General features: G+C 65.1%; 25 protein-coding genes. 11 read left to right on the forward strand and 14 right to left on the reverse strand.

Features of this window, described 5'->3' with window-relative positions; translation table 11 throughout:
- Positions 1-4: 4 nt before the first annotated feature.
- From ACZ9CK_RS09595 to ACZ9CK_RS09635, 9 genes are all read left to right on the forward strand, one after another.
- On the forward strand, positions 5-1,069 hold the full coding sequence (locus tag ACZ9CK_RS09595; RefSeq protein ID WP_476049838.1) for a PDDEXK nuclease domain-containing protein: 1,065 nt from the start codon (positions 5-7) through the stop codon (positions 1,067-1,069).
- A gap of 56 nt (positions 1,070-1,125) precedes the next feature.
- The gene (locus ACZ9CK_RS09600; protein ID WP_476049839.1) at positions 1,126-1,731 is read left to right on the forward strand and encodes a TetR/AcrR family transcriptional regulator; all 606 of its coding nucleotides are present in this window, start codon (positions 1,126-1,128) and stop codon (positions 1,729-1,731) included.
- On the forward strand, positions 1,728-2,711 hold the full coding sequence (locus ACZ9CK_RS09605) for a DMT family transporter (RefSeq protein ID WP_426297898.1): 984 nt from the start codon (positions 1,728-1,730) through the stop codon (positions 2,709-2,711). The genes ACZ9CK_RS09600 and ACZ9CK_RS09605 overlap by 4 nt, the downstream gene beginning before the upstream one ends.
- Positions 2,712-3,074: 363 nt before the next feature.
- Positions 3,075-3,272, forward strand: a complete 198-nt coding sequence (locus ACZ9CK_RS09610) for a CsbD family protein (RefSeq protein ID WP_426297900.1) — start codon at positions 3,075-3,077, stop codon at positions 3,270-3,272.
- Positions 3,273-3,370: 98 nt separating this feature from the next.
- Positions 3,371-3,535: a hypothetical protein gene (locus ACZ9CK_RS09615; RefSeq protein WP_426297902.1), complete on the forward strand. Its 165-nt coding sequence runs from the start codon at positions 3,371-3,373 to the stop codon at positions 3,533-3,535.
- 257 nt (positions 3,536-3,792) lie between these two features.
- On the forward strand, positions 3,793-4,311 hold the full coding sequence (locus ACZ9CK_RS09620; RefSeq protein ID WP_476049840.1) for a hypothetical protein: 519 nt from the start codon (positions 3,793-3,795) through the stop codon (positions 4,309-4,311).
- Complete coding sequence (locus ACZ9CK_RS09625; protein WP_426297908.1) at positions 4,308-5,537, forward strand: NRAMP family divalent metal transporter; 1,230 nt, start codon at positions 4,308-4,310, stop codon at positions 5,535-5,537. Before ACZ9CK_RS09620 ends, ACZ9CK_RS09625 begins: the two co-directional genes overlap by 4 nt.
- Positions 5,534-5,953: a hypothetical protein gene (locus ACZ9CK_RS09630; protein WP_426297910.1), complete on the forward strand. Its 420-nt coding sequence runs from the start codon at positions 5,534-5,536 to the stop codon at positions 5,951-5,953. The genes ACZ9CK_RS09625 and ACZ9CK_RS09630 overlap by 4 nt, the downstream gene beginning before the upstream one ends.
- Positions 5,940-6,290: a PRC-barrel domain-containing protein gene (locus ACZ9CK_RS09635; protein ID WP_426297912.1), complete on the forward strand. Its 351-nt coding sequence runs from the start codon at positions 5,940-5,942 to the stop codon at positions 6,288-6,290. Before ACZ9CK_RS09630 ends, ACZ9CK_RS09635 begins: the two co-directional genes overlap by 14 nt.
- 50 nt (positions 6,291-6,340) lie before the next feature.
- On the opposite strand, the gene ACZ9CK_RS09640 is transcribed toward ACZ9CK_RS09635, so the two are convergent.
- The 10 genes from ACZ9CK_RS09640 to nrdH form a co-directional block, all read right to left on the reverse strand.
- Positions 6,341-6,562, reverse strand: a complete 222-nt coding sequence (locus tag ACZ9CK_RS09640) for a hypothetical protein (RefSeq protein WP_426297914.1) — start codon at positions 6,560-6,562, stop codon at positions 6,341-6,343.
- Positions 6,555-6,821, reverse strand: a complete 267-nt coding sequence (locus ACZ9CK_RS09645; RefSeq protein WP_426297916.1) for a GlsB/YeaQ/YmgE family stress response membrane protein — start codon at positions 6,819-6,821, stop codon at positions 6,555-6,557. The genes ACZ9CK_RS09640 and ACZ9CK_RS09645 overlap by 8 nt, the downstream gene beginning before the upstream one ends.
- A 119-nt stretch (positions 6,822-6,940) precedes the next feature.
- The gene (locus ACZ9CK_RS09650; RefSeq protein WP_426297918.1) at positions 6,941-7,207 is read right to left on the reverse strand and encodes a DUF7218 family protein; all 267 of its coding nucleotides are present in this window, start codon (positions 7,205-7,207) and stop codon (positions 6,941-6,943) included.
- Positions 7,207-7,485 carry a YegP family protein gene (locus ACZ9CK_RS09655; RefSeq protein WP_476050886.1) on the reverse strand — a complete coding sequence of 93 codons (279 nt, stop codon included), beginning with the start codon at positions 7,483-7,485 and terminating at the stop codon, positions 7,207-7,209. Before ACZ9CK_RS09655 ends, ACZ9CK_RS09650 begins: the two co-directional genes overlap by 1 nt.
- A gap of 188 nt (positions 7,486-7,673) precedes the next feature.
- A complete protein-coding gene (locus ACZ9CK_RS09660; protein WP_476049841.1) occupies positions 7,674-8,180 on the reverse strand; it encodes a hypothetical protein in 507 nt (168 codons plus the stop codon).
- Positions 8,181-8,386: 206 nt separating this feature from the next.
- Positions 8,387-9,103 (reverse strand): FadR/GntR family transcriptional regulator, encoded by a 717-nt coding sequence (locus ACZ9CK_RS09665; RefSeq protein ID WP_426297924.1) that lies wholly within the window; start codon positions 9,101-9,103, stop codon positions 8,387-8,389.
- A 222-nt stretch (positions 9,104-9,325) separates the two neighbouring features.
- Positions 9,326-10,300 carry a class 1b ribonucleoside-diphosphate reductase subunit beta gene (nrdF, locus tag ACZ9CK_RS09670; RefSeq protein WP_074590806.1) on the reverse strand — a complete coding sequence of 325 codons (975 nt, stop codon included), beginning with the start codon at positions 10,298-10,300 and terminating at the stop codon, positions 9,326-9,328.
- 100 nt (positions 10,301-10,400) lie between these two features.
- The gene (gene nrdE / locus ACZ9CK_RS09675; RefSeq protein ID WP_476050887.1) at positions 10,401-12,548 is read right to left on the reverse strand and encodes a class 1b ribonucleoside-diphosphate reductase subunit alpha; all 2,148 of its coding nucleotides are present in this window, start codon (positions 12,546-12,548) and stop codon (positions 10,401-10,403) included.
- A gap of 8 nt (positions 12,549-12,556) precedes the next feature.
- Entirely contained in the window at positions 12,557-13,027 is a 471-nt protein-coding gene (gene nrdI / locus ACZ9CK_RS09680; protein ID WP_426303455.1) for a class Ib ribonucleoside-diphosphate reductase assembly flavoprotein NrdI, read from the reverse strand.
- A gap of 65 nt (positions 13,028-13,092) precedes the next feature.
- Positions 13,093-13,335, reverse strand: a complete 243-nt coding sequence (nrdH, locus tag ACZ9CK_RS09685) for a glutaredoxin-like protein NrdH (protein WP_426297926.1) — start codon at positions 13,333-13,335, stop codon at positions 13,093-13,095.
- 446 nt (positions 13,336-13,781) lie between these two features.
- Between nrdH and ACZ9CK_RS09690 the strand changes: the two genes are divergently transcribed.
- Positions 13,782-14,759 (forward strand): LysR family transcriptional regulator, encoded by a 978-nt coding sequence (locus tag ACZ9CK_RS09690; protein WP_426297928.1) that lies wholly within the window; start codon positions 13,782-13,784, stop codon positions 14,757-14,759.
- Between the two features lie 50 nt (positions 14,760-14,809).
- The gene (locus tag ACZ9CK_RS09695) at positions 14,810-15,316 is read left to right on the forward strand and encodes a DUF2004 domain-containing protein (protein ID WP_426297930.1); all 507 of its coding nucleotides are present in this window, start codon (positions 14,810-14,812) and stop codon (positions 15,314-15,316) included.
- An 82-nt stretch (positions 15,317-15,398) separates the two neighbouring features.
- Here the strand turns inward: ACZ9CK_RS09695 and metE are convergent, their stop codons facing one another.
- The 4 genes from metE to ACZ9CK_RS09715 form a co-directional block, all read right to left on the reverse strand.
- Positions 15,399-17,732, reverse strand: a complete 2,334-nt coding sequence (metE, locus tag ACZ9CK_RS09700; protein ID WP_476049842.1) for a 5-methyltetrahydropteroyltriglutamate--homocysteine S-methyltransferase — start codon at positions 17,730-17,732, stop codon at positions 15,399-15,401.
- Positions 17,733-17,822: 90 nt separating this feature from the next.
- Positions 17,823-18,791, reverse strand: coding sequence for a methylenetetrahydrofolate reductase (locus tag ACZ9CK_RS09705; protein ID WP_426297934.1), 969 nt, complete (start codon positions 18,789-18,791; stop codon positions 17,823-17,825).
- A 351-nt stretch (positions 18,792-19,142) separates the two neighbouring features.
- Complete coding sequence (locus tag ACZ9CK_RS09710; RefSeq protein ID WP_426297936.1) at positions 19,143-19,868, reverse strand: hypothetical protein; 726 nt, start codon at positions 19,866-19,868, stop codon at positions 19,143-19,145.
- The gene (locus ACZ9CK_RS09715) at positions 19,865-20,857 is read right to left on the reverse strand and encodes a VWA domain-containing protein (protein WP_476049843.1); all 993 of its coding nucleotides are present in this window, start codon (positions 20,855-20,857) and stop codon (positions 19,865-19,867) included. Before ACZ9CK_RS09715 ends, ACZ9CK_RS09710 begins: the two co-directional genes overlap by 4 nt.
- Positions 20,858-20,860 lie beyond the last annotated feature (3 nt).

Below are 20,860 nucleotides of genomic sequence, written 5' to 3' on the forward strand. Positions count from 1 at the left end.
ACGTATGTCCGAAACAGCGCACTTCGAAGCCACCCCTGCCGTGTCAGGCATGCCCGACTGGTACCCGGAGCTCCTCGCTTCGGTTTCCCGCCAGATCCGTGCCGGCCGGTCACGGGCCATTTCCGCCGCCAACCGGGAAATGCTGCTGGCCTACTGGAGCATCGGCAAGGAACTGTCCGCCCGGGAATCCGCAGAGGGATGGGGCAGCAAGGTCGTCACCCGGCTCTCGGCCGATGTGCGCTCGGCATTCCCCGAAGCCAAGGGCTTCTCGCCCCGCAACCTGCGCTACATGAAGTCCTTCGCCCAGGCGTGGCCCGACTTTCCGATGTTGCAACAGCCTGTTGCAACATTGCCGTGGGGGCACAACGTCGTCCTGCTCGACAAACTGGACCAGGAGGAGAACCGTCTCTGGTACGCGGAACGGGCTTTGGCCGAGGGCTGGTCCCGCAGCGTCCTGGCATTGCAGATCGACAGCAAGGCCCACGCTCGCTCAGGCAAGGCCGTCACCAACTTCAAGGACACCTTGCCCCCGCCCGGTTCGGATCTTGCCGTGCAGGCCTTCAAGGACCCTTATGTCTTCGACTTTGTGGCGATGACCGGAAAACGCGATGAGCGGGACCTTGAACACCAGTTGGTTGTGCACGTTGAGAAGTTCCTGCTCGAGCTCGGCCGCGGCTTCGCCTTCGTCGGCCGCCAGGTACGGCTCACGGTCGACGGCGACGAGTTCTACGCCGACCTGCTCTTCTACAACTTCAGGCTGCGCTGCTTCGTGGTCGTTGAACTCAAGGCCAGCGCGTTCAAGCCCGAATACCTGGGACAAATCAACCTGTACATGTCCGCCGTCGATGATCTGCTCGGCCATCCCGACGACCAGCCGACTATTGGCTTGCTGCTCTGCAGGACCAAGAACAACGTGGTGGCCGAATACGCCCTGCGGGGATTCAGCAAACCAATCGGGGTCGCGGAATGGGAGGCCGAAATCGTGGCCTCCCTCCCGGAAGAGTTCGCCTCCACGCTGCCCAGCATCACATTGCTGGAATCCGAACTCCGCCGGCAGGGCCCTGAATAGACGCCGGCCAACGGTGGTAGGTAGACTGGTCTACCTACCACCTGAAAGGCGAACGCATGCCAGGCGCGAAGCAGGATCCTCCAACAAGCACTCAGCCCCGCAAGCGGGCGCGTGACGCCCTGCTGCAGGCGGCCGCCCGGCTCTTCTATGCTGATGGCCTGGCCGGCACAGGCATCGACACGATCACGGCCGAAGCCGGCGTGGCCAAGAAGAGCCTGTACAACAACTTCGCATCCAAATCCGAATTGGTGGGCGCCTACCTGGAAGCCCGGCACGCCGAATGGTTGGAGCTCTACCGGGCCAGACTCGACGGCGCAGCCAACGCCAAGGAACGGATCCTGGCGGTCTTCGATGCCTACGCGGATCACGCAGACATGGCCTACGAGCACGGCTTCCGCGGCTGCGGGCTTCTCAACGCCGCCGCCGAACTGCCGGCGGGCGATCCCGGGCGGGTAGCCGTCCGCCGACACAAAGAAGAGGTGGAGGCCTTGCTTTCGGAGCACCTCCCTGAGCTCCTCGACGACGCCGGACGCATCACCCCGATGGCCCGGCACTTGGCCTTCCTGCTGGAAGGGGCGATGGCCCGGGCGGGGCTCGAAGGCAGTGACCGCTGCATCCAGGAGGCGCGCAAGCTCGCCGCGGACATGATCGGCTCCTTGTGAGTGCCCCGGCTTTGGCGGGACGGGGATGGGGCGCCCTGGCGATCCTGCTCGCGTCCGCACTGTGGGGCACCACCGGGACAGCGGCCAGCTTTGCCCCCGAGGTCGGTTCCTTTGCAATCGGAGCAGCCGCAATGGGCATCGGCGGCTTGCTCCAAGCGGCGGTCGCTTCCCGGGCCATTGCCGCCTTCCGCTCCGCCCTCGGCCGGCGCTGGCCAGTTGTCGCCATCGGCGCCTTTGCAGTCGCGGTCTACCCGCTGGCCTTCTATTCGTCGATGCGGTTGGCCGGTGTGGCAATCGGAACCGTGGTTTCACTGGGTTCGGCTCCCCTCGCATCCGCCCTCATCGAACGGGTCATGGACAGGAGCCCGTTCACTACCCGCTGGGCCCTCGGCGCGGCACTCGGCCTGGGCGGCGCCTTACTGCTGTGCCTCACGGGACCGGTCCACTCCGGCTCCGGCCGGGAGACGCCCGGCTGGGCCACAAGCCTAGGTATTGGCCTCGGGCTGATCGCGGGGCTCAGCTACGCCGTCTACTCTTGGGCGGCCCATCGCCTGATCGAACGGGGGATCCCATCGACGGCGGCCATGGGTGCGGTCTTCGGCGCGGGAGGCCTGCTGCTGATGCCCGTACTCGTCGTCAGCGGAGCTCCGCTGCTGGCGTCCTGGCAGAACCTGGCGGTGGGCGCCTACATGGCCGCAGTACCCATGTTCACCGGCTATGTCCTGTTCGGCTGGGGACTTGCCCGGGTCGGCGCCGGCACCGCCACCACCCTCACGTTGTCCGAGATCGTGGTGGCCGCCGTCCTGGCGGTACTGGTGGTTGGCGAGCAGCTTCCGGCACTGGCCTGGACCGGGGCCGCGCTCATCACGGGCAGTCTCTTCATCCTGGCGCTTCCCGCTCCCGTCCGGCGCCGGCGGCGCTTCGAAAGTCAAGCAGCCGACGGCGGGAAGCAGCTCCCGGCACCGGCGACCCATGACTGAACTGCGGTTCCGCCCGGAACCGCGTTCGGCCGTCGGGCGTTTCACCGTCCGGCAGGCGGGCGTACCCTGAAGCTATCGCGCGGTTCGGAGAAAATATGCATTCACGCCTATCACGCATGATCCGAAAACACAGGCGGACCTGGCTGCCCGCCGCCGTCGCCGGGGCCGCCTTCCTGCTCGCGGCAATGGCTTGGCGCAGTCTCCGCATGCCCGAGCCCCGGCCCCGCCGGGAACCTCCCGAAGAGACCGGCCCGGAACGCCCTGAAGGAAACAGCAGGCTTCCGCTCATTTAGTAAGCATGCTTATAATCTGTCTTGGGTGCAAAAAGCACCAATCGCTGAAAGAGACCATTGGAGAACCCCCATGGGACTGGACGACAAGATCAGGAATGCCGCCGAAGAGGCAGCCGGCAAGGTCAAGGAAAAGACCGGTGAGGCTACGGACAACGAACAGCTCGAAGCTGAAGGCAAGGCCGACCAGATGAAGGCGAACGTGAAACAGGCCGGGGAAAAGGTCAAGGACGCCGCGAAGGACGCAACGGACGCGTTCAAGCAGGACTGAGATTCACGCAGGACTGAGATTCACGCAGGACTGAAAACAGCACCCCGCCTTATCGGGAACGCAGCATCCCCTTCCCCATCCGAAAGGAAGCACCAGTCATGAACACACTGTTGGTGATCGCGGGCATCATCGCGATCGTTTTGTTGCTCGTTGGAGGGATCAATCAGGCCCTCAGTTTCCTTCTGTGGGTCGGCCTGATCCTGCTGGTCCTTACCGTGCTCGGCTGGATCCTTGGCCGGTCCAGGGGCAGCCGGGTGCCGTAGCGAGGCACGCATGCGGACGTTCCGCGGCATCCTCGGGATCCTGGTCATTCTGTGGCTGGTCTCGGGGATCGTCGCGGCAGCCCAACGGGGTTACTTCAGGGAACCACCGGAACGCTGCTCACAAGCGGCGACCATTGCAGTGGTCATAGCGGCCGGCCCCCTGAACTACCTCGGCGTGAATCCCCGGGTGGGGTGCGAACTTCCGCAACCCTCGCCCTGACCCGCATGATCCGTTCCCGGGAAGCTGAGGAACGAACGTGAATTCCCCTACCCAACCCGAGCCGGCTATACCCGGCTCGACGCCAGGACGGCCAGGCGGACGGTTTGCGTCCGCCGCCGTCCTGCTCTTCGCCTTGAGTCAAAGTGTCAGCGGCTGTTCGGCACCCCTGGACCAAGCGGCGGCCGGCGCCGTCAACCAGGGCTCATCGGCCGTCGGCACCAGTGCCCTCTCGCTCGACCTACTCGCGCGCGAGCGAGCCGGAAAAGCGGCTGTCGGGACGAGCCTGGAAGACATGGCAGGCGAGCTGGAGGACGCCCGGAAGAAGCTTCAGGACAACGTGCCGGCCACCCCCGATGAGCGTACGCTGCACGGCGAGGTACGCCGCGCACTTGAGCGCGCCGAGGGTGCCTTGGGCCTGGCCCGGCAGGCGCTGGAGGCAAAGGACTCCCCCGGCGGCGACGGGAACACGCCCGCCTTGCAAGGTGCGCGGAGCGCGTTGGCAGCTTCGGCGAAGGAACTCGACGCCCTCCGTCAACGTCTGGGGACCGGACGGTGAAACGGCTCCTGGGCGTCGCCCTCGGTATCCTGACCGCGATCGGCGGATTCGTCGACATCGGCGACCTGGTGACGAACGCCGTCGTCGGATCCCGCTTCGGCTTGTCACTGATCTGGGTCGTGGGCGTCGGAGTGGTGGGCATTTGCCTGTTCGCGGATATGTCCGGCCGGGTCGCCGCCGTCTCCGGGAGGGCAACCTTCGAGGTAATCCGCGAACGGCTGGGGCCGCGGGCCGGCCTCGCCAATCTCGGTGCCTCTTTCTTCATCAACCTCATGACCGTGACGGCCGAAATCGGCGGTGTCGCCCTGGCCCTGCAGCTGGTCACGAGCATCCACCATCTGCTTTGGATTCCGCTGGCAGCCTTCGCGGTATGGCTGGTGATCTGGCGGGTCCGCTTCAAGATCATGGAAAATGTCGCCGGATTGCTCGGACTTTGCCTGGTGGTCTTCGGAGTCGCCCTGTTCCTGCTGCATCCGGACTGGGGACAGCTGGCCGGCCAGGCGCTGGCCCCCGCGGTCCCGCAGACGGAAAACGCCGCCGTGTACTGGTTCTATGCGGTCGGCTTGTTCGGCGCGGCGATGACGCCGTACGAGGTGTTCTTCTTCTCCTCCGGGGCCGTTGAGGAGGGGTGGAAGGCCAAGGACCTCGTCCAGTCACGGATCAATGTGCTGGCTGGCTTCCCCCTCGGCGGTTTGCTCTCGGTCGCGATTGCCGGCTGCGCCGCCGTCGTCCTGCTGCCGGCGGGCATCGAGGTGACGTCGCTGTCGCAGATCGTTCTCCCGGTGGCCGAGGCAGGCGGAAAACTCGCTTTGGCGTTCGCTCTCGTGGGCATCCTCGCGGCGACCTTTGGCGCCGCGCTGGAAACCACCCTGTCCAGCGGCTACACACTCGCCCAGTTCTTTGGCTGGTCGTGGGGAAAGTTCCGCAGCCCGGTGCGCGCCGCCCGCTTCCATCTGTCGATGATTGTTTGCCTGCTGGTGGCGCTAGGGGTGCTGGCTACCGGAGCGGATCCGATCCTGATCACCGAATACTCGGTGGTCTTCTCCGCAGTCGCCCTCCCCCTGACCTACCTGCCGATCCTGATCGTCGCCAATGACCCGCAATACATGGGCCCGAACGTCAACAGCCGCGGCATCAACGTGGCAGCCAACATCTACCTGCTGATCATCCTCGCAGCATCCCTCGGAGCGATCCCCCTCATGATCATCACCGGAGCCGGAGCATGAAAAGACCGCAGAACACCCCTGCCCGCCTCGAGCCCGCACCGCACACGGCAGGCCGCGTCCTTGACGCCCAGCTCCACCTGCTGGACCGGCAAGTGATCGACGTCGAGGGCCTCCCCGTCACGACCGTCGACGACCTCGAGTTGGACGGAGTCGAGGCGGACGCCCCCATTGCCCCGGACGCCCCGGCGCCGGTGATTTCAGCTCTCCTGACCGGGCCGGTACTCGGCACGCGGATCTTCGGCGGACGGCCGCCGTCGAGCCGGCTGATCCGACTGCCGTGGCGGGACGTGTCCGCTGTGGATGTCACTATCAGGCTGGGCGTGCGCAGCGAAGGCCTCGACGCAAGCTGGGTGGAGCGCTGGATCCGGGACAAGATCATCAAGCGGATACCCGGAGGAAAGCATGATCCTGACTGATGTCCTTGGCTCACGTGTGTACGCCCCCGCAGGGACCTACCTGGGGCGCGTGGCGGATGCGCGGTTCGTCCTGGACCAGCCGCCGCCCGGGCAGTTGCTGGCCGGGGCCCGCCTGCAGGGCCTGATCGTTAGCCCGCATTCAGCAGGGTCGTTCATGGGCTACGAGCGCAACAACGTCAACCGGCCCTGGCCCCTGGCCCAGATTCTGGAGTGGTGGCACCGGGGATCGTTCCTTGTCCTCTGGGAGGACATCGAGGTGATGGGACCGGAGACAGTCAGGCTGCGCGAAGAGTTCAGCGCCTACGATCCCGGGCTGCAAGGAACCGGCACGGCATAGCCGCACCGGCTCCTCGTCTTAGCGAGCACCGCTACCCGTCAGGCGGCGTCCTACTCGTCAGGCGGCCGGACCGCGAGATCGGGATCATCGCCCGCTGGTCCGCCGTCCTCCGGGTACTCACCTGCGGTGTAGTCGTTCTCGCCGCGCCCGGATTCCCCTTCTTCGGCGGCGACAGCACCGCCCTCGCCGTAGTCGCCTTCTGTGTAGCGGCCCCGTTCCTCATCTTCCGGTGGCAGTTCCCGCCGGTCTTCAGGCCGTGCTTCTTCAGACATGGCTTCGCCGCCCGGCGATCAGTCCGTAGATCAACAGCACGATCACGGAGCCGCCGATCGCCAGCAGCCAGGTCCGCCAAGAGAAGAATTCCTGCAGGCCGCCGCCGAAGATGAGTCCGCCAATCCAGCCGCCCAGCAAGGCGCCGACCACGCCAAGAACCAAGGTGATGAACCAACCGCCGCCTTGCTTTCCGGGAATGAGCAGCTTGGCGATGGCACCGGCGATCAGGCCGAGCAGGAGGAATCCGAAGAATCCCATAATGTTCTCGCTTCCTTTGGGTTTGCCGTACGGTCGGTTAGCGTCCGACGGCGGCCCGCGGCTTTCGCGGGCCGGTTCAGTTGCTTCTGTGGTTTCCTTGCGCTGGTTGTCGCCCCGCGTTAGTGGTTGCGAAGGGCGTCGATCAGTTCGGATTTGGTCTTGGAGGAATAGCCCTTCAGGCCCAGTTCCTTGGCGCGGGCCTTGAGCTCCGGGACGGTGCGCTCGTCATAGTCCTTCGCGTTGCCGCCCCGGCTCCCGACTTTCTTGCGACCTTCCTTGGCTGCGGCGTTGGAGATGCGGGCAGCCTTTTCCTTCGAAGCACCTTCGTCGCGCAGTTCCTCGTAGAGTTCGGGATCCTTCAGGCTCGGGTTCTTCTTTCCGGGCATTATCTCGCCTCCCTCCACACACCATGCGCGGCCCGGCCATGGTCCGGAATCAGGTGAAGCCCGTGTGAGTGCCGGATTGCGGCCACGTCGCCATGCCCGTGGCTGCGATCGCGAATCAGCCCTGTACCTGCAAGCTCTCTGGTTCGCCAGATCCCCTTGACCGCGGCCTGTTTGCTGGGGAACGTAATGGACATCGCCAGCAGTTCTCCGTCGCCGGCCACCAATGCGACCCTGAAACCGCCGTCGGGTGCGTCAACCAGTTCGAAATACCCTGCCATGTCGTCCGCCTCCTGGTTCATCGATGTTCGCCAACGAATGCAAGGACACTAGTAAGTGTACTTAGTAGCTTGCCCGGCGGACACCCCTGGCAAGGCCCGGTGACGCCACGTACCTTGAGGTTGTTCCCCGACCGGCGGGCCCCCCGCCCCGGTCCCGGGCACAAATCGTGCGCGCGAAAGCGCGAAGGCTAGATGACGACCTGTACGGTGAAGCCGCCTTCTTCTTCGCGCCTCGCTCGGGCAGCAGTCGCGACGGCCCCCGGAATGTCATCGAACGTGCGGGAGTGGACGAGCATGCCCGGGATTTCGTCAACGGTCACCGCGATCTTCCCGTCGGTGGCTTCCTTGATCCGTGCGGTGAGGTTCGCCTGGCCGTCTTTCCGAAGAGCTTGGGTCGATGCTTGCCGGCGGAGCGAATAGAAGGGGGTTGATCGGCGTCGGGCGCCCTTCGGACGGTCACATTGGATGATTTCCGCATCCTCAAGGATTGCCAGATGTACGAAGAGGGTGGCCCTGCAGACCTCCACTTCCGTGAGGATGTCCGAGAGCCTGCTGGCACCATGGCGGGCAAGGTAGCTGATGATCTGGGCGTGAAGCCGGGTGTGCCTGGTCCTGGTCGGGGCGGCGGGAGCAGAAGCGGGTGATTCAGGCTCCTGAGTGGTTGTTTGGCCCGGCTTCCGGATGGTTTGTGTCATGGCCGGAACCTTCGCCCCGCGCTGGCGGCGCGCTCATTGTGACGCCTGTCGGTTGATCTCTTGTTCACTGTTTTCGCTCTCCTTGGCTTCTCCAGCGCACGGCACGTCATTGTGCCTATACGCGGTTTCGGGCATAGCGGATCATCCCGGAACCGTCGCTGTTTCGACGGGCCGGGAAGGACAAACGGGGGTGTTCTATTGGCCGGTTACAGCTCCTGGGGGTCCTTGGCCGTGACTGTCTCGAGGGCGAACTCGACTCCCTGAAGGTGCAGCATCATGGCGAGGGTGGCCTCGTCCGCGGATCCGCGCTCAATTGCGGCGAAAATCGCGTGGTGCTCGGCCCCGGATTCCTTCCTGCGGTCAAGAACCTGGTTCAGGGTGTTGGACTGCTTGGACATCGCGTCTTCAATGTCCGCCTGCATGGTCGCGAAGACGCCGTTTCCGCTGGCCCGGGCGATCCGGGCATGGAACTCCGAGTTGAGCGCTACCCACTGGGACAGCTCTTCTTCCGCGTCCATGGCCTCCAGGATCTCCCGGAGTCCTTCAAGGTCCTCGGGGCTCCTGCGTTGTGCGGCCAGGCCAGCAGCGGGAATCTCAATGTGGGGCCGCGCCTCCATCAGCTGGTGCGCCGAATATTTGCCCAAGCGCAAATCCTGCACCGCCTTGTCGGCGATGACGAATGTCCCTTTGCCGGTCTGGGTTGCCGTCAAACCGAGGGACCCGAGCGACCTTAGTGCCTCGCGGACCATCGTCCGGGACACACCGAACCGTTGCGCCAGCATCGCTTCGGATTCCAGCCTGCTTCCGACGGGGATCTTCCCGCCCTCGATCGCGGAACGCAGGGCTGCCAGGACGCCCTCTGCAGCACCGACCCGCACAAGGGGCCCCTGACCAACTGTCCAGCTGTCCAACAGGTTGTCCATGCTTCGAGCGTGACATGGAGCGCACTCCCCGGTCAAGAACGTTCCGGAGGATGTCACATTCGCGTTTCCTTAAGACCACCGGGCGTTTGCTGTCCGGCGTGCACAGCCTGCCGGACGGCTGCCAGGAAGCGGCCGCTGGAATAGAAATGTGGCCAGTTGCAAAGGCAACTGGCCACACGCTACTGGCTATTCGCGAATCATTGTTGGCAGCTCAGGAAGGACCTAGAACTCCCAGTCCTCGTCTTCCGTGTTCACGGCCTTGCCGATCACGTAGGAGGAACCGGAGCCGGAGAAGAAGTCGTGGTTCTCGTCCGCGTTCGGGGACAGGGCCGAGAGGATCGCCGGGTTCACGTCGGTGACGGAGGCCGGGAACATGGCCTCGTAGCCGAGGTTCATGAGCGCCTTGTTGGCGTTGTAGTGCAGGAACTTCTTGACGTCCTCGGCCAGGCCCACGCCGTCGTAGAGATCGTGCGTGTACTGGACTTCGTTTTCGTACAGCTCGAAGAGCAGCTCGAAGGTGTAGTCCTTGATTTCCTGGCGCTTCTCCTCGGAGACCTTCTCGAGGCCCTTCTGGAACTTGTAGCCGATGTAGTAGCCGTGCACGGCCTCGTCGCGGATGATGAGGCGGATGAGGTCGGCCGTGTTCGTGAGCTTAGCGCGCGAGGACCAGTACATGGGCAGGTAGAAGCCCGAGTAGAACAGGAAGCTCTCCAGCAGCGTGGAGGCCACCTTGCGCTTCAGCGGGTCGTCGCCCTGGTAGTAGTCCATGACGATCTGCGCCTTCTTCTGCAGGTTCTCGTTCTCGAGGGACCAGCGGAAGGCGTCGTCGATCTCCTTGGTGGAGCACAGGGTGGAGAAGATCGAGGAGTAGCTCTTGGCGTGCACCGACTCCATGAAGGCGATGTTCGTGTAGACGGCTTCTTCATGCGGGGTGAGTGCATCCGGGATCAGCGAGACGGCGCCCACCGTGCCCTGGATGGTGTCCAGCAGCGTCAGGCCCGTGAAGACGCGCATGGTGAGCTGCTGCTCTTCGGGGGTGAGCGTGTGCCAGGACTGGACGTCGTTGGACAGCGGCACCTTCTCCGGCAGCCAGAAGTTGTTGACCAGGCGGTTCCACACCTCCACGTCCTTGTCATCCTGGATGCGGTTCCAGTTGATCGCTTCGACGTGGCTGAGCAGCTTGACCTTTTCGGTCATTTCGTCTCCCTTACGTATGTGTTCTTAAAGGTAAGCGTACGACGCCGGGCGCGCGCCCGGCGTCGTACTCTTCAGTTTTGGTTCCCTACGAGAGAGGGGGTCAGAGCATGCAGCTGACGCAACCCTCAACCTCCGTACCTTCCAGCGCGAGCTGGCGGAGGCGGATGTAGTAGAGCGTCTTGATGCCCTTGCGCCAGGCGTAGATCTGGGCCTTGTTGATGTCACGCGTGGTGGCGGTGTCCTTGAAGAAAAGCGTCAGGGACAGGCCCTGGTCCACGTGCTGCGTGGCAGCGGCGTAGGTGTCGATGATCTTTTCGTAGCCGATCTCGTACGCGTCCTGGTAGTAGTCCAGGTTGTCGTTGGTGAGGTACGGCGCCGGGTAGTAGACGCGGCCGATCTTGCCTTCCTTGCGGATTTCGATCTTGGCGGCCACCGGGTGGATCGACGAGGTGGAGTTGTTGATGTAGCTGATGGAGCCGGTGGGCGGCACGGCCTGCAGGTTCTGGTTGTAGATGCCGTGCTCCATTACGGAGGCCTTCAGCTCGCGCCAGTCATCCTGGGTGGGGATGTGGTGGTTAGCGAACAGCTCGCGGACGCGTTCGGTTTCCGGAGCCCACTCCTGCTCGGTGTACTTGTCGAAGAACTCGCCGCTGGCGTACTTCGAGTCCTCGAACCCGCCGAACTTCTCCCCCGTCTCGATGGCGAGCTTGTTGGAGGCACGCAGGGCGTGGAACAACACCGTATAGAAGTAGATGTTGGTGAAGTCCAGGCCTTCTTCGGAACCGTAGTGGACGTGCTCGCGGGCGAGGTAGCCGTGCAGGTTCATCTGGCCGAGGCCGATTGCGTGGCTCTGGGCGTTGCCCTGGGCGATCGACGGGACCGAGTTGATGTAGGACATATCCGACACCGCAGACAGCGCGCGGATGGACGTCTCGATGGAGGCACCGAAGTCCGGGGAGTCCATGGTCTTGGCGATGTTCATCGAACCCAGGTTGCAGGAGATGTCCTTGCCCACGGTCTCGTAGCTGAGGTCCTCGCCGTAGATGGACGGCGTGGAAACCTGCAGGATCTCCGAGCACAGGTTGCTCATGGTGATCTTGCCGGCGATCGGGTTGGCCCGGTTCACGGTGTCCTCGAACATGATGTACGGGTAGCCGGATTCGAACTGGATCTCCGCGAGGGTCTGGAAGAACTCGCGGGCGTTGATCTTGGTCTTCTTGATCCGGGAGTCGTCCACCATCTCGTAGTACTTCTCGGTGACCGAGATGTCGGAGAAGGGCACGCCATAGACGCGTTCGACGTCGTACGGGGAGAACAAGTACATGTCCTCGTTCTTCTTGGCCAGCTCGAAGGTGATGTCCGGGATCACGACGCCGAGCGAGAGGGTCTTGATGCGGATCTTCTCGTCTGCGTTCTCGCGCTTGGTGTCAAGGAAGCGGTAGATGTCCGGGTGGTGGGCGTGCAGGTACACGGCACCTGCACCCTGGCGGGCACCGAGCTGGTTGGCGTAGGAGAAGCTGTCTTCGAGGAGCTTCATCACGGGGATGACGCCGGAGGACTGGTTCTCGATCTGCTTGATCGGCGCGCCGTGCTCACGGATGTTGGTCAGGGACAGCGCCACGCCGCCGCCGCGCTTGGACAGCTGCAGGGCGGAGTTGATGCCGCGGGCGATCGACTCCATGTTGTCTTCGATGCGCAGCAGGAAGCAGGAGACCAGCTCGCCGCGCTGGGCCTTGCCGGCGTTGAGGAAGGTCGGGGTGGCCGGCTGGAAGCGGCCGTCGATGATCTCGTCCACCAGGCGGGTGGCGAGTTCCTCGTTGCCGCGGCCCAGGTGCAGGGCGACCATGCAGACGCGGTCTTCGTAGCGCTCCAGGAACCGCTTGCCGTCGAAGGTCTTCAGCGTGTAGGAGGTGTAGAACTTGAAGGCGCCCAGGAAGGTCTCGAAGCGGAATTTCTTCTTGTAGGCGCGGTTGAACAGCTCACGGATGAAGTTCATCGTGTACTGGTCGAGGGTTTCGCGCTCGTAGTACTGGTTCTTCACCAGGTAGTCGAGCTTCTCCTCCAGGTCGTGGAAGAACACCGTGTTGTTGTTGACGTGCTGCAGGAAGTACTGGTGTGCAGCCTCACGGTCGGCCTCGAACTGGATCCTGCCGTCCGCGCCGTAAAGGTTCAGCATCGCGTTGAGCTCGTGATAGCCCAGGCCCTTGTAGGCCTCGGGAAGCGGCTTCTTGTCCTGGCCGGTTTCCACGGACTGCGTTACTTCTGCTTCTGCGACAGTAGTGTCCAAAACTTGTCCAATCCTTGGCTCACCCGGTCGACGTCTTCCGGGGTTCCCATAAGTTCGAATTTATAGAGGTGCGGAACCTTGCACTTTGCGGCGATGATGTCGCCGGCTGCACAGTAGTTGTCCGCGAAGTTCGTGTTCCCGGCCCCGATGACGCCGCGGATCAGCGCCCTGTTGTGCGGGTTGTTCAGGAACCTGATGACCTGCTTGGGCACCGAGCCTTCGCCGTTGGTGCCGCCGTAAGTCGGCACCACAAGCACATAAGGTTCCAATGCAAGCAGCGGAGCGTCCTTGGCGTAGAGGGGAATCCGGGCCGCGTCCCTGCCCAGTTTCTCGACAAAGCGCCGGGTGTTTTCCGAGGTGGAGGAAAAATAGATGAGGTGACTCCTCGTACTGACGGTTTCACCGTCGGCACGTGCAGATGCTGTTGCCAGCGCTGCCATGGGGGTCACCTCATCTTTGTAAATCTTTGGCGGTGGCCGGTACCGGGGGCTAGATCACCGGAAAGCTAGGCCACCGAAGCGGCCGCGACGGCCAGCTCTTCGATCTTGTCCGGGCGGAATCCCGACCAGTGGTCCTGCTCGGTCACCACAACGGGGGCCTGCATGTAGCCGAGGGCCTTCAGGCGTGCCAGTGCCTCGGCATCCTGGGAGATGTCAACGCTCTGGTAGGCGATGCCCTTCTTGTCCAGCGCCCGGTAGGTGGCGTTGCACTGAACACAGGCCGGCTTCGTGTAAACCGTGACGGTCATGATCCCTGTCCCCTCAGTTGGAGTCTTCTTCGTATTCGGCAGGCCCGTGTCGGTTGCTACTGAATCCGATGCCGGCCCGCTTGCTGCAATGGCAGCTGATGCTCTTGTCTGTCTTGTGCTGGTTTCCCGCCCAATCCGTAAATCGATACTACATGTAGTGCAAGCAGCTGGCGCGGACCCCAAGATGATGTATTACAAGTATGTCATTTAACACACCGGTAGTCCACAGGCAGGGGGTCGGAAAATGGCCGGAAATCCGCCAAAAGTGGTAGTTCAATCCACACCCTGTGGATTGGTTAACCACATTTAATTGCCCGCGTGTCGCGGCGCCCCGGCGTGTCGCAGACAGCGGGGGCTGCGCCCTGGAAGCCGGCCTCAAGGAAGGCGGAGGACCCGGCTACACTGGCTGGGCACGGAAATCCGCCTGCCCAGCCGAAGGATCACTGATGGTCAACCTCCTCCACCTGCGCACGCTCCTCGAAGTGACGCGGCTGGGATCCTTCGCCGCCGCGGCCACGCGGCTGGGTTACACGGCGTCGGCGGTCTCCCAGCAGATGGCGGCCCTGGAACGGGACACCGGCGTCGAACTCTTCCACCGCTCCGCCCGCAGCGTGGTGCCCACAGAGGCCGCATTCACCATGGTCCGGCACGCTTCGAAGGTGCTCACCGACGTCGAGGCCCTGCTGGCGGCAGCCTCCCGCAGCCAAGACTCCCCCACCCAGGAACTCAGGCTCGGCATCTTCCCCAGCCTGGCCACGTACGTGCTGCCGGACATCCTGCGGAATCCGCGCTGGAACGACCTCGGCATCGAGCTGCGGGTATCCGTGGCCGAGCCAGCCCAGACCATCCAGGGCCTGCGCACCGGCGGGGACCTCGACGTCGCGCTCGTCTACCAGGTGGGCCAATCCGGACTGGCCTGGCCGCACACCCTGGACCGGCAGTGGATCGGCGACGACGACTTCCGGGTGGTCCTGCCCGCCTCCTGGGGAATCCGGGAGGATGCGGAAATGCAGGCCGCCCAGCTGTCGGACATGCCGTGGATCATCCACCATCCGGGCACCAGCGACGCCCTCGTGATCGAGCGGCTTTTCGCCAGTTGCAACCTGCACCCGCGGGTCGTGGCCTACAGCGACGACTTCCACGCCAGCCTCGAAATGGCGGCAGCGGGCCTGGGTGCCGCGCTGGTACCGGAACTGGCGCTGCGGCATCGGCCGGCCGGCGTCGTCGTCCTGGACGTGCCGGACATCCGGCTGGCCCGGAACGTCTTCGCCCTGCTCATCAACGAAAAGCGCACCGCGCAGGTGCAGCTCTTCACCGAACTGCTGGCTGACACGCTGCGCGGCACGTCCCCGGCTCCCCCCGCAAAGGCGCAGCCCAGGGCCCGGCGCGCGGCGGCAAAGTCACAGTCCGAGCGCCGTCCGTGAATTCACCCGGGATGCTGGAACCGGCTGGTTCTTGGGTCTAGATTGTTGGCATGAGCAAGGTAGCGAGCAAACATTTCGGGGAGATTGAGCTCAACCACGGGCGTGAACATTGCTACGTGGCCTCGCACGAGCTCGCGGGAACTCCCCTGGAACTTGACCTGAATGTAGGTGCGCACGATCACTTCGACGAGCGCGCCCTGCACAAGGTGGACTACCGTCTGGGCTATCTTTCCGAACTGGTCGAGCAGGTCCGCGACATGATCGCGGGCGAACTCGAACAGGAGGGCACCAACTCGCAGCAGTTCCTGCACTTCCATTCCACGCAGCTCAAGGAGGAGCAGCTGGAAGCCGTGTTCGGCGTCCGGGACAAGGACGAACTAACCCACGACGTTTTCCTCAAGGCGCTCAAGCTCGGGCACGTAGCGATCTACCCCGGGCAGCCCGAGCGCTATTTCGTCCTCGACTTCACCCTCGGCTCCCACTTCACGGACGAAGTCCTGGTGGCGGCCGCCGATGAGGACGGAGTGGTGGACGACGAGATCCTCTGGGAATCCTGAGGATCCGCTAAACAACGACGGCGGCCGCCCACCTTCCGGTGGGCGGCCGCCGTTCGCTCGCTACTGGAGCCGGTCTACTTGGCTACTTGGCCGTTTCCAGCAGTTCCGCGCGGACAGCCTTGGTTGCCTTGACCAGGTTGCGCAGGGACTCTTCGGTCGCGGCGTAACCGCGGGTCTTCAGGCCGCAGTCCGGGTTGACCCAGAGCTGGCGGGACGGGCCGTGCTTGACGGCGGTGGAGAGCAGTTCGGTGACCTCAGCCTCGCCCGGGACACGCGGCGAGTGGATGTCGTAGACACCCGGACCGACGCCGCGGCCGAAGCCGTGGGACTCGAGGTCGTGGACAACCTCCATGCGTGAACGCGCGGCCTCGATGGAGGTGACGTCCGCGTCCAGTCCGTCGATCGCGTCGATGATGGCGCCGAACTCGGAGTAGCACAGGTGGGTGTGGATCTGGGTGGCGTCGGCAGCACCGGCGGTGGCCAGGCGGAACGAGTTCACCGACCAGTCCAGGTAGGAGGCCTGATCGGCCTTGCGCAGGGGAAGGAGTTCGCGCAGGGCGGGCTCGTCCACCTGGATGACCTTGATGCCGGCGGCTTCGAGGTCGGCGATTTCGTCGCGGAGGGCCAGGCCCACCTGGTTGGCGGTCTCGCCCAGCGGCTGGTCGTCGCGGACGAAGGACCAGGCCAGGATGGTGACCGGACCGGTCAGCATGCCCTTCATCGGCTTGCTGGTCAGCGACTGGGCGTACTCGGCCCAGGCCACCGTGATGGGGGCGCTGCGGGTGACGTCGCCCCAGAGGATGGACGGGCGGGTGCAGCGTGAGCCGTAGGACTGGACCCAGCCGTGGACCGTGACGTCGAAGCCTTCGAGGTTCTCGGCGAAGTACTGGACCATGTCGTTGCGCTCGGGCTCGCCGTGCACCAGGACGTCGTAGCCGAGCTCTTCCTGCAGCTCCACAACGCGCTTGATCTCGTCCTTCATGAGCTGCTCGTACTGCTCGTTGGTGAGGTCGCCCTTGTTGTTGCGGGCACGGGCCGAACGGATTTCGGAGGTCTGTGGGAAGGAGCCGATGGTGGTGGTGGGCAGCGGCGGCAGGTGCAGGGCCTTCTCCTGGGCCTCTTCGCGGACAGAGTACTCGGAGCGGCTGAAGTCGGCGGCGGTCAGGGCCGCGGTGCGGGCCCGGACGTCCTCGCGGCGGACGCCTTCGGCGACGGCGCGGGAAGCGATGACAGCAGAAGCTTCGTCGATTGCGGCCTTCACGGAAGCCGGGTCCGCCAGGTAGGCGGCGAGGGTCTTGACCTCAATGGCCTTCTGGTCGGCCAAGGCCAGCCAGCTGCGCAGATCTGCGGACAGCTTGGCCTCTTCCTCGACGTCGTGCGGGACGTGCTGGGTGGAGGTGGAGGTGCTGACGGCGAGCTTGCCGGCGGCGGCCTTCAATTCGTCCAGCTTCGCTGCGGAAGCGGCGAGGTCGTTGCGCCAGATGTTGTGGCCGTCCACGACGCCGGCAACCAGGGTCTTGTTGCCAAGGGCCGCCAGGGCGGCTGCGGATGGAACCGCACCCTTGAAGACGTCGATGTGCAGGGCGTCGACGGCGGTGCCGGCAATGGCGCCGAGCTGGCCGTCGAGGGAGCCGTACGGGGTGGAAACGAACAGCTGCGGACGGGCGGCGGCACCGGCCAGGACCTCGTAGGCACGGGCAACGGCAGCTTCGATTTCGGTGGCCGGGGTCTCCTGGTCGACAACCAGGGCGGGCTCGTCCAGCTGGACCCAGCTTGCGCCGGATGCTGCGAGCTTTTCGAGCAGCTGCACGTACACCGGCAGGACATCCTCGAGGCGGGAGAGCGGAGCGAAGCCGGCGGGAGCGTCGTCCGAAGCCTTGGACAGCAGCAGGTAGGTTACCGGGCCGACGATGTACGGGCGGGTTTCGATGCCGTTGGCCAGCGCGAACTCGAATTCCTCGACGATGCGGTTGGAGGCGAGGGTGAACTCGGTCTCCGGGCCGATTTCCGGAACCAGGTAGTGGTAGTTGGTGTCGAACCACTTGGTCATTTCCAGCGGCTGCTGTTCCTTGTTGCCGCGTGCCAGGGTGAAGTAGCCGTCGATGTCCAGCTGGCCCTCGGTGTTGAGGAGCTTGCCGAAGCGGGCCGGGACAGCACCCAGGTGGGCGGTGGCGTCCAGGACCTGGTCGTAGAAGGAGAAGGTGCCCGGCACGGCGGCGGCTTCGTTGAGGCCCAGTTCCTGCAGGCGCTTGGCCGTGGTCAGCTGGATGTCCTTCGCAGCGGCATCCAGGGCTGCGGCGTCGATCTTGCCTGCCCAGTAGGCTTCGACGGCCTTCTTGAGTTCGCGGCGGCGGCCGATGCGCGGGTAGCCAAGCAGGGACGCGGACGGGAAGGGGGTGAGGTTGTCTTCAGGCATGGTTTTCATCAAATATGTGAAGTGCGGACCCTCGGCGGGATCCATCAGCCCATAGCGGGCAAAAATCAGATGACGCTGCCGGCCGGCTGCTCAGCCGACCAGTTCCTGGCGGCGGGCGATGGCGTTGAGCCGGCTGGCCGGTCGTGCGGGGCGGGGCAGGGCCAGCTTGTCCAGCACGTCCAGCGCGCAGGTGTGCTCGTTGAAGGTGTACAGATGGATTCCGGGGGCTCCTGCATCAAGCGCTGCATTGGCCAGGTCCACCGTGGCGCTGACGCCGATCCGGCGCCGTTCGGCGTCGGTGTCCGCGGCGGCGAGCCTGTCGATCAGTTCCGGGGCGGGTTCGACGCCGGTGAGCTCACCGAGCCGCTTGAGGCGGCGCAGGCTGGTCAGGGGCATGACGCCCGGAATGATCGGGATGGTGACGCCGGCACGGCGGGCCCGGGACAGCAGGTCGGTGTACTGATCGGCGTGGAAGAACACCTGGGTGATGGCGAAGTCTGCACCGGAGCGCTGCTTGGCCAGCAGTACCTCAATGTCGTGTGCTTCGCTCGGGGATTCCGGGTGCCGGGTGGGATACGCGGCCACGCCCACGGCGATCTTGCCGGCGCAGAGCAGGGCCGAGCGGCGCTGTTCGACGCGGCGGATCAGCTCGATGAGGTCCTGGGCGTAGCGAAAGGACCCGTCCACGGGTTTGCCGCCGTCCTTCGGCAGGTCGCCGCGCAGGGCCAGGATGCCGCGCACACCGTGGTCGAGCAGGTCGCCGATGATTTCGGCCAGCTCTTCCGGAGTGTTGCCTACGCAGGTCAGGTGGGCCAGCGGACGGAGCGTGGTTTCGAGGAGGAGCCGGTTGATCAGCTCAATGGCGGTGTCATGGTTCGAGCCGCTGGCGCCATAGGTGACCGACACGTAGTCCGGGTCGGTGGCTTCAAGTTCGCCGATAGTGGTCCAGAGCGATTCCGCGGCCGCCGGGGAACGGGGCGGGAAAAGTTCATAGGACAGGGCGAGCGGTGCCGAGGTGGCGAGGTTGGGATGTGTGTCGATCAGGCTTGGTGGCGACATTTGCGTCCTTGGCTGTGAGTCAGCGGACCGCACCGCCCCAAAGGGCTACCCTGGACGGGGCTTGCCTTGGATTCGGCAGGAGGTCCGTGAATTTAGTTTGGGGATACACGGGCACGGACTTCAGCAGGACGCAGCCGCGACTGTTACGCCTGGAATGAAGCCGACCGTGTGCAAATGTCAGGCCCACATGGGGGCACCCACACCCTCTTGAGGAGGATCGCTGACACGTTACCGCGGTAGCTTGTGTACGACTCTAGGCCCGTGGCCGGGGGCCCACAAATCTCCGGCCGAATTAAGACGCAGTTTTACGGCCGTTTTGCCCGGCCTGGTGAATATTGTTCGATGCCACCCTCACCAGGGCCGCTCGGCCGTCACGCCAGGGTCCGGGTTCCGCAGGTATTCGCCGCGCTGCTCGCTTTCCAGCCGCTCTCGCCGGGCCTTCCGCGCCGACTCTTCGAGCTGTTGCAGTTGCTCGTGCGCCGCGGAATCCGCCGCCTGCCTTTCTCCGGCGTCCTCGCCTTTGCCTCCGCTTTCCCCGGCCTTGGCTTCCAGGCGTTCCCGGGTTTCGGATAAACGGTCGCCCTCGCCCTCGGCGTTGCCCGGTCCGCCTGCATGGAAACAACCTTGCGGCGCATCCTTGATGACGGACTGCCCGTCCCGGTACAGCGCCCTGGCCGCCACATCGTCCCCGGCCCCGCGGCGGCCGTCGCCGAGCCTTTCGATGCTGAGCACCAGGTTGACCCGGATCCGGCAGCCCTCGGCTTCCGGTGCACCGCGGAGCGCTGTTTCGAACGATGTCCGAGCCGCCGCGAAGTCGCCGCGGAGCACGTGCGCGTCCCCCTTGGCGAAGTCCGCCTTGTAGGGCTCGATGAAGTTGGCGGTTCCGAGCCAGTCCGCGGCTGCTGCCAGGGCGGGTGCGTCCTTGTCTGTGAAGGCGCCTTCCGCGGCCGCCCCGACGGGCGCCAGGGAGAGCAGCTTGGCGGCCGCGGCGAGCACGACGGCGGCGGGCAACGCCGCCCACAGCAGGCGGCTCCGCCGGGCTCCGGCGCCTCCGCGGGCCTTTTCTGCAGAGCTCATGGCCGTTGTCCCGGGAGGCGTTTCAGGGCGACGGCGTGCCGCGCCGGCTCGGGCAGGGCGGCCGCGAAGGCCAGGAGCGCGAAGATCCAGTACAGTTCGGTGCGCCCCTCGCCGTCCTCGTCAGTGGTGGTGTTGAGGGTCCCCGGACGGGCCTTGCCCAGTGCCGCGCCGATTGCGTCCCCGGCGTCGCGGTGCACGTACGGGACGCCGAGTCCGTCCGCGATCCGGCGGAGCTGCCCCTCATCGATGCGTGACAGCGCATCCCGCCGGCCGCCGTCGGTGTTCTCCTCCAGGTACGCGCCGTCTCCGGCAACGTCCCTCATCCGTCCGCCCTCTCTGCTGCCGTAACCCAGCACCGCTCCCCCGGCCACAAGCCCGGGTTCGATGCCCAGCTCCGCGGCACCCTGCTTGGGGCTGGTGTTCTCGCCGTCGCCCAGGTAGAACACCACGGTGGGTCGGCCCGGATGCCGGACCTTGGCTGCCGTGAGCCGTTCCTCCAGCAGGGGGCCGGCGATGGTGACACTGCTCCCCTGGGCGTACAACGCTGCCTGGGGCTGCAGAACCTCCACCGCGGCGGCCAAGGCGTCGGCATCCTGGGTGAGCGGCATGCGCACCCCGGCGGCGCCGTCAAAGGTGATGAGGGCGAACTTCGCGCCGGCGAGCTCACGGGCGATCGCTGTGATGTCATTCCGGACGCCCTCCAGCCGGGGAGCGGCATTGCCGTAGTCTTCCGCGGCCATGCTGGTGCTGCTGTCCGCCACGAAGAAGACATCGAGTTCAGCGGTTGCGGCACGGGCATCCCCGCCGGGCCAGCCGGGGCGCAGCGCGGCCGCCAGGAGCAGCAGCAGCGCGGTCGAACGCAACACGGCGAACCGTACCGGCCGGCCTCCGCGCTTGCGGTGCAAGGCCATCGCGGTGGGAACGACGACGGCGAGCGCAGCTGCCGCGATAAGCCACCAAGGGAGCACCGGCGCGAAAGTGAGGGTCATGGG

This window comes from Arthrobacter sp. TE26545, from assembly GCF_056279005.1.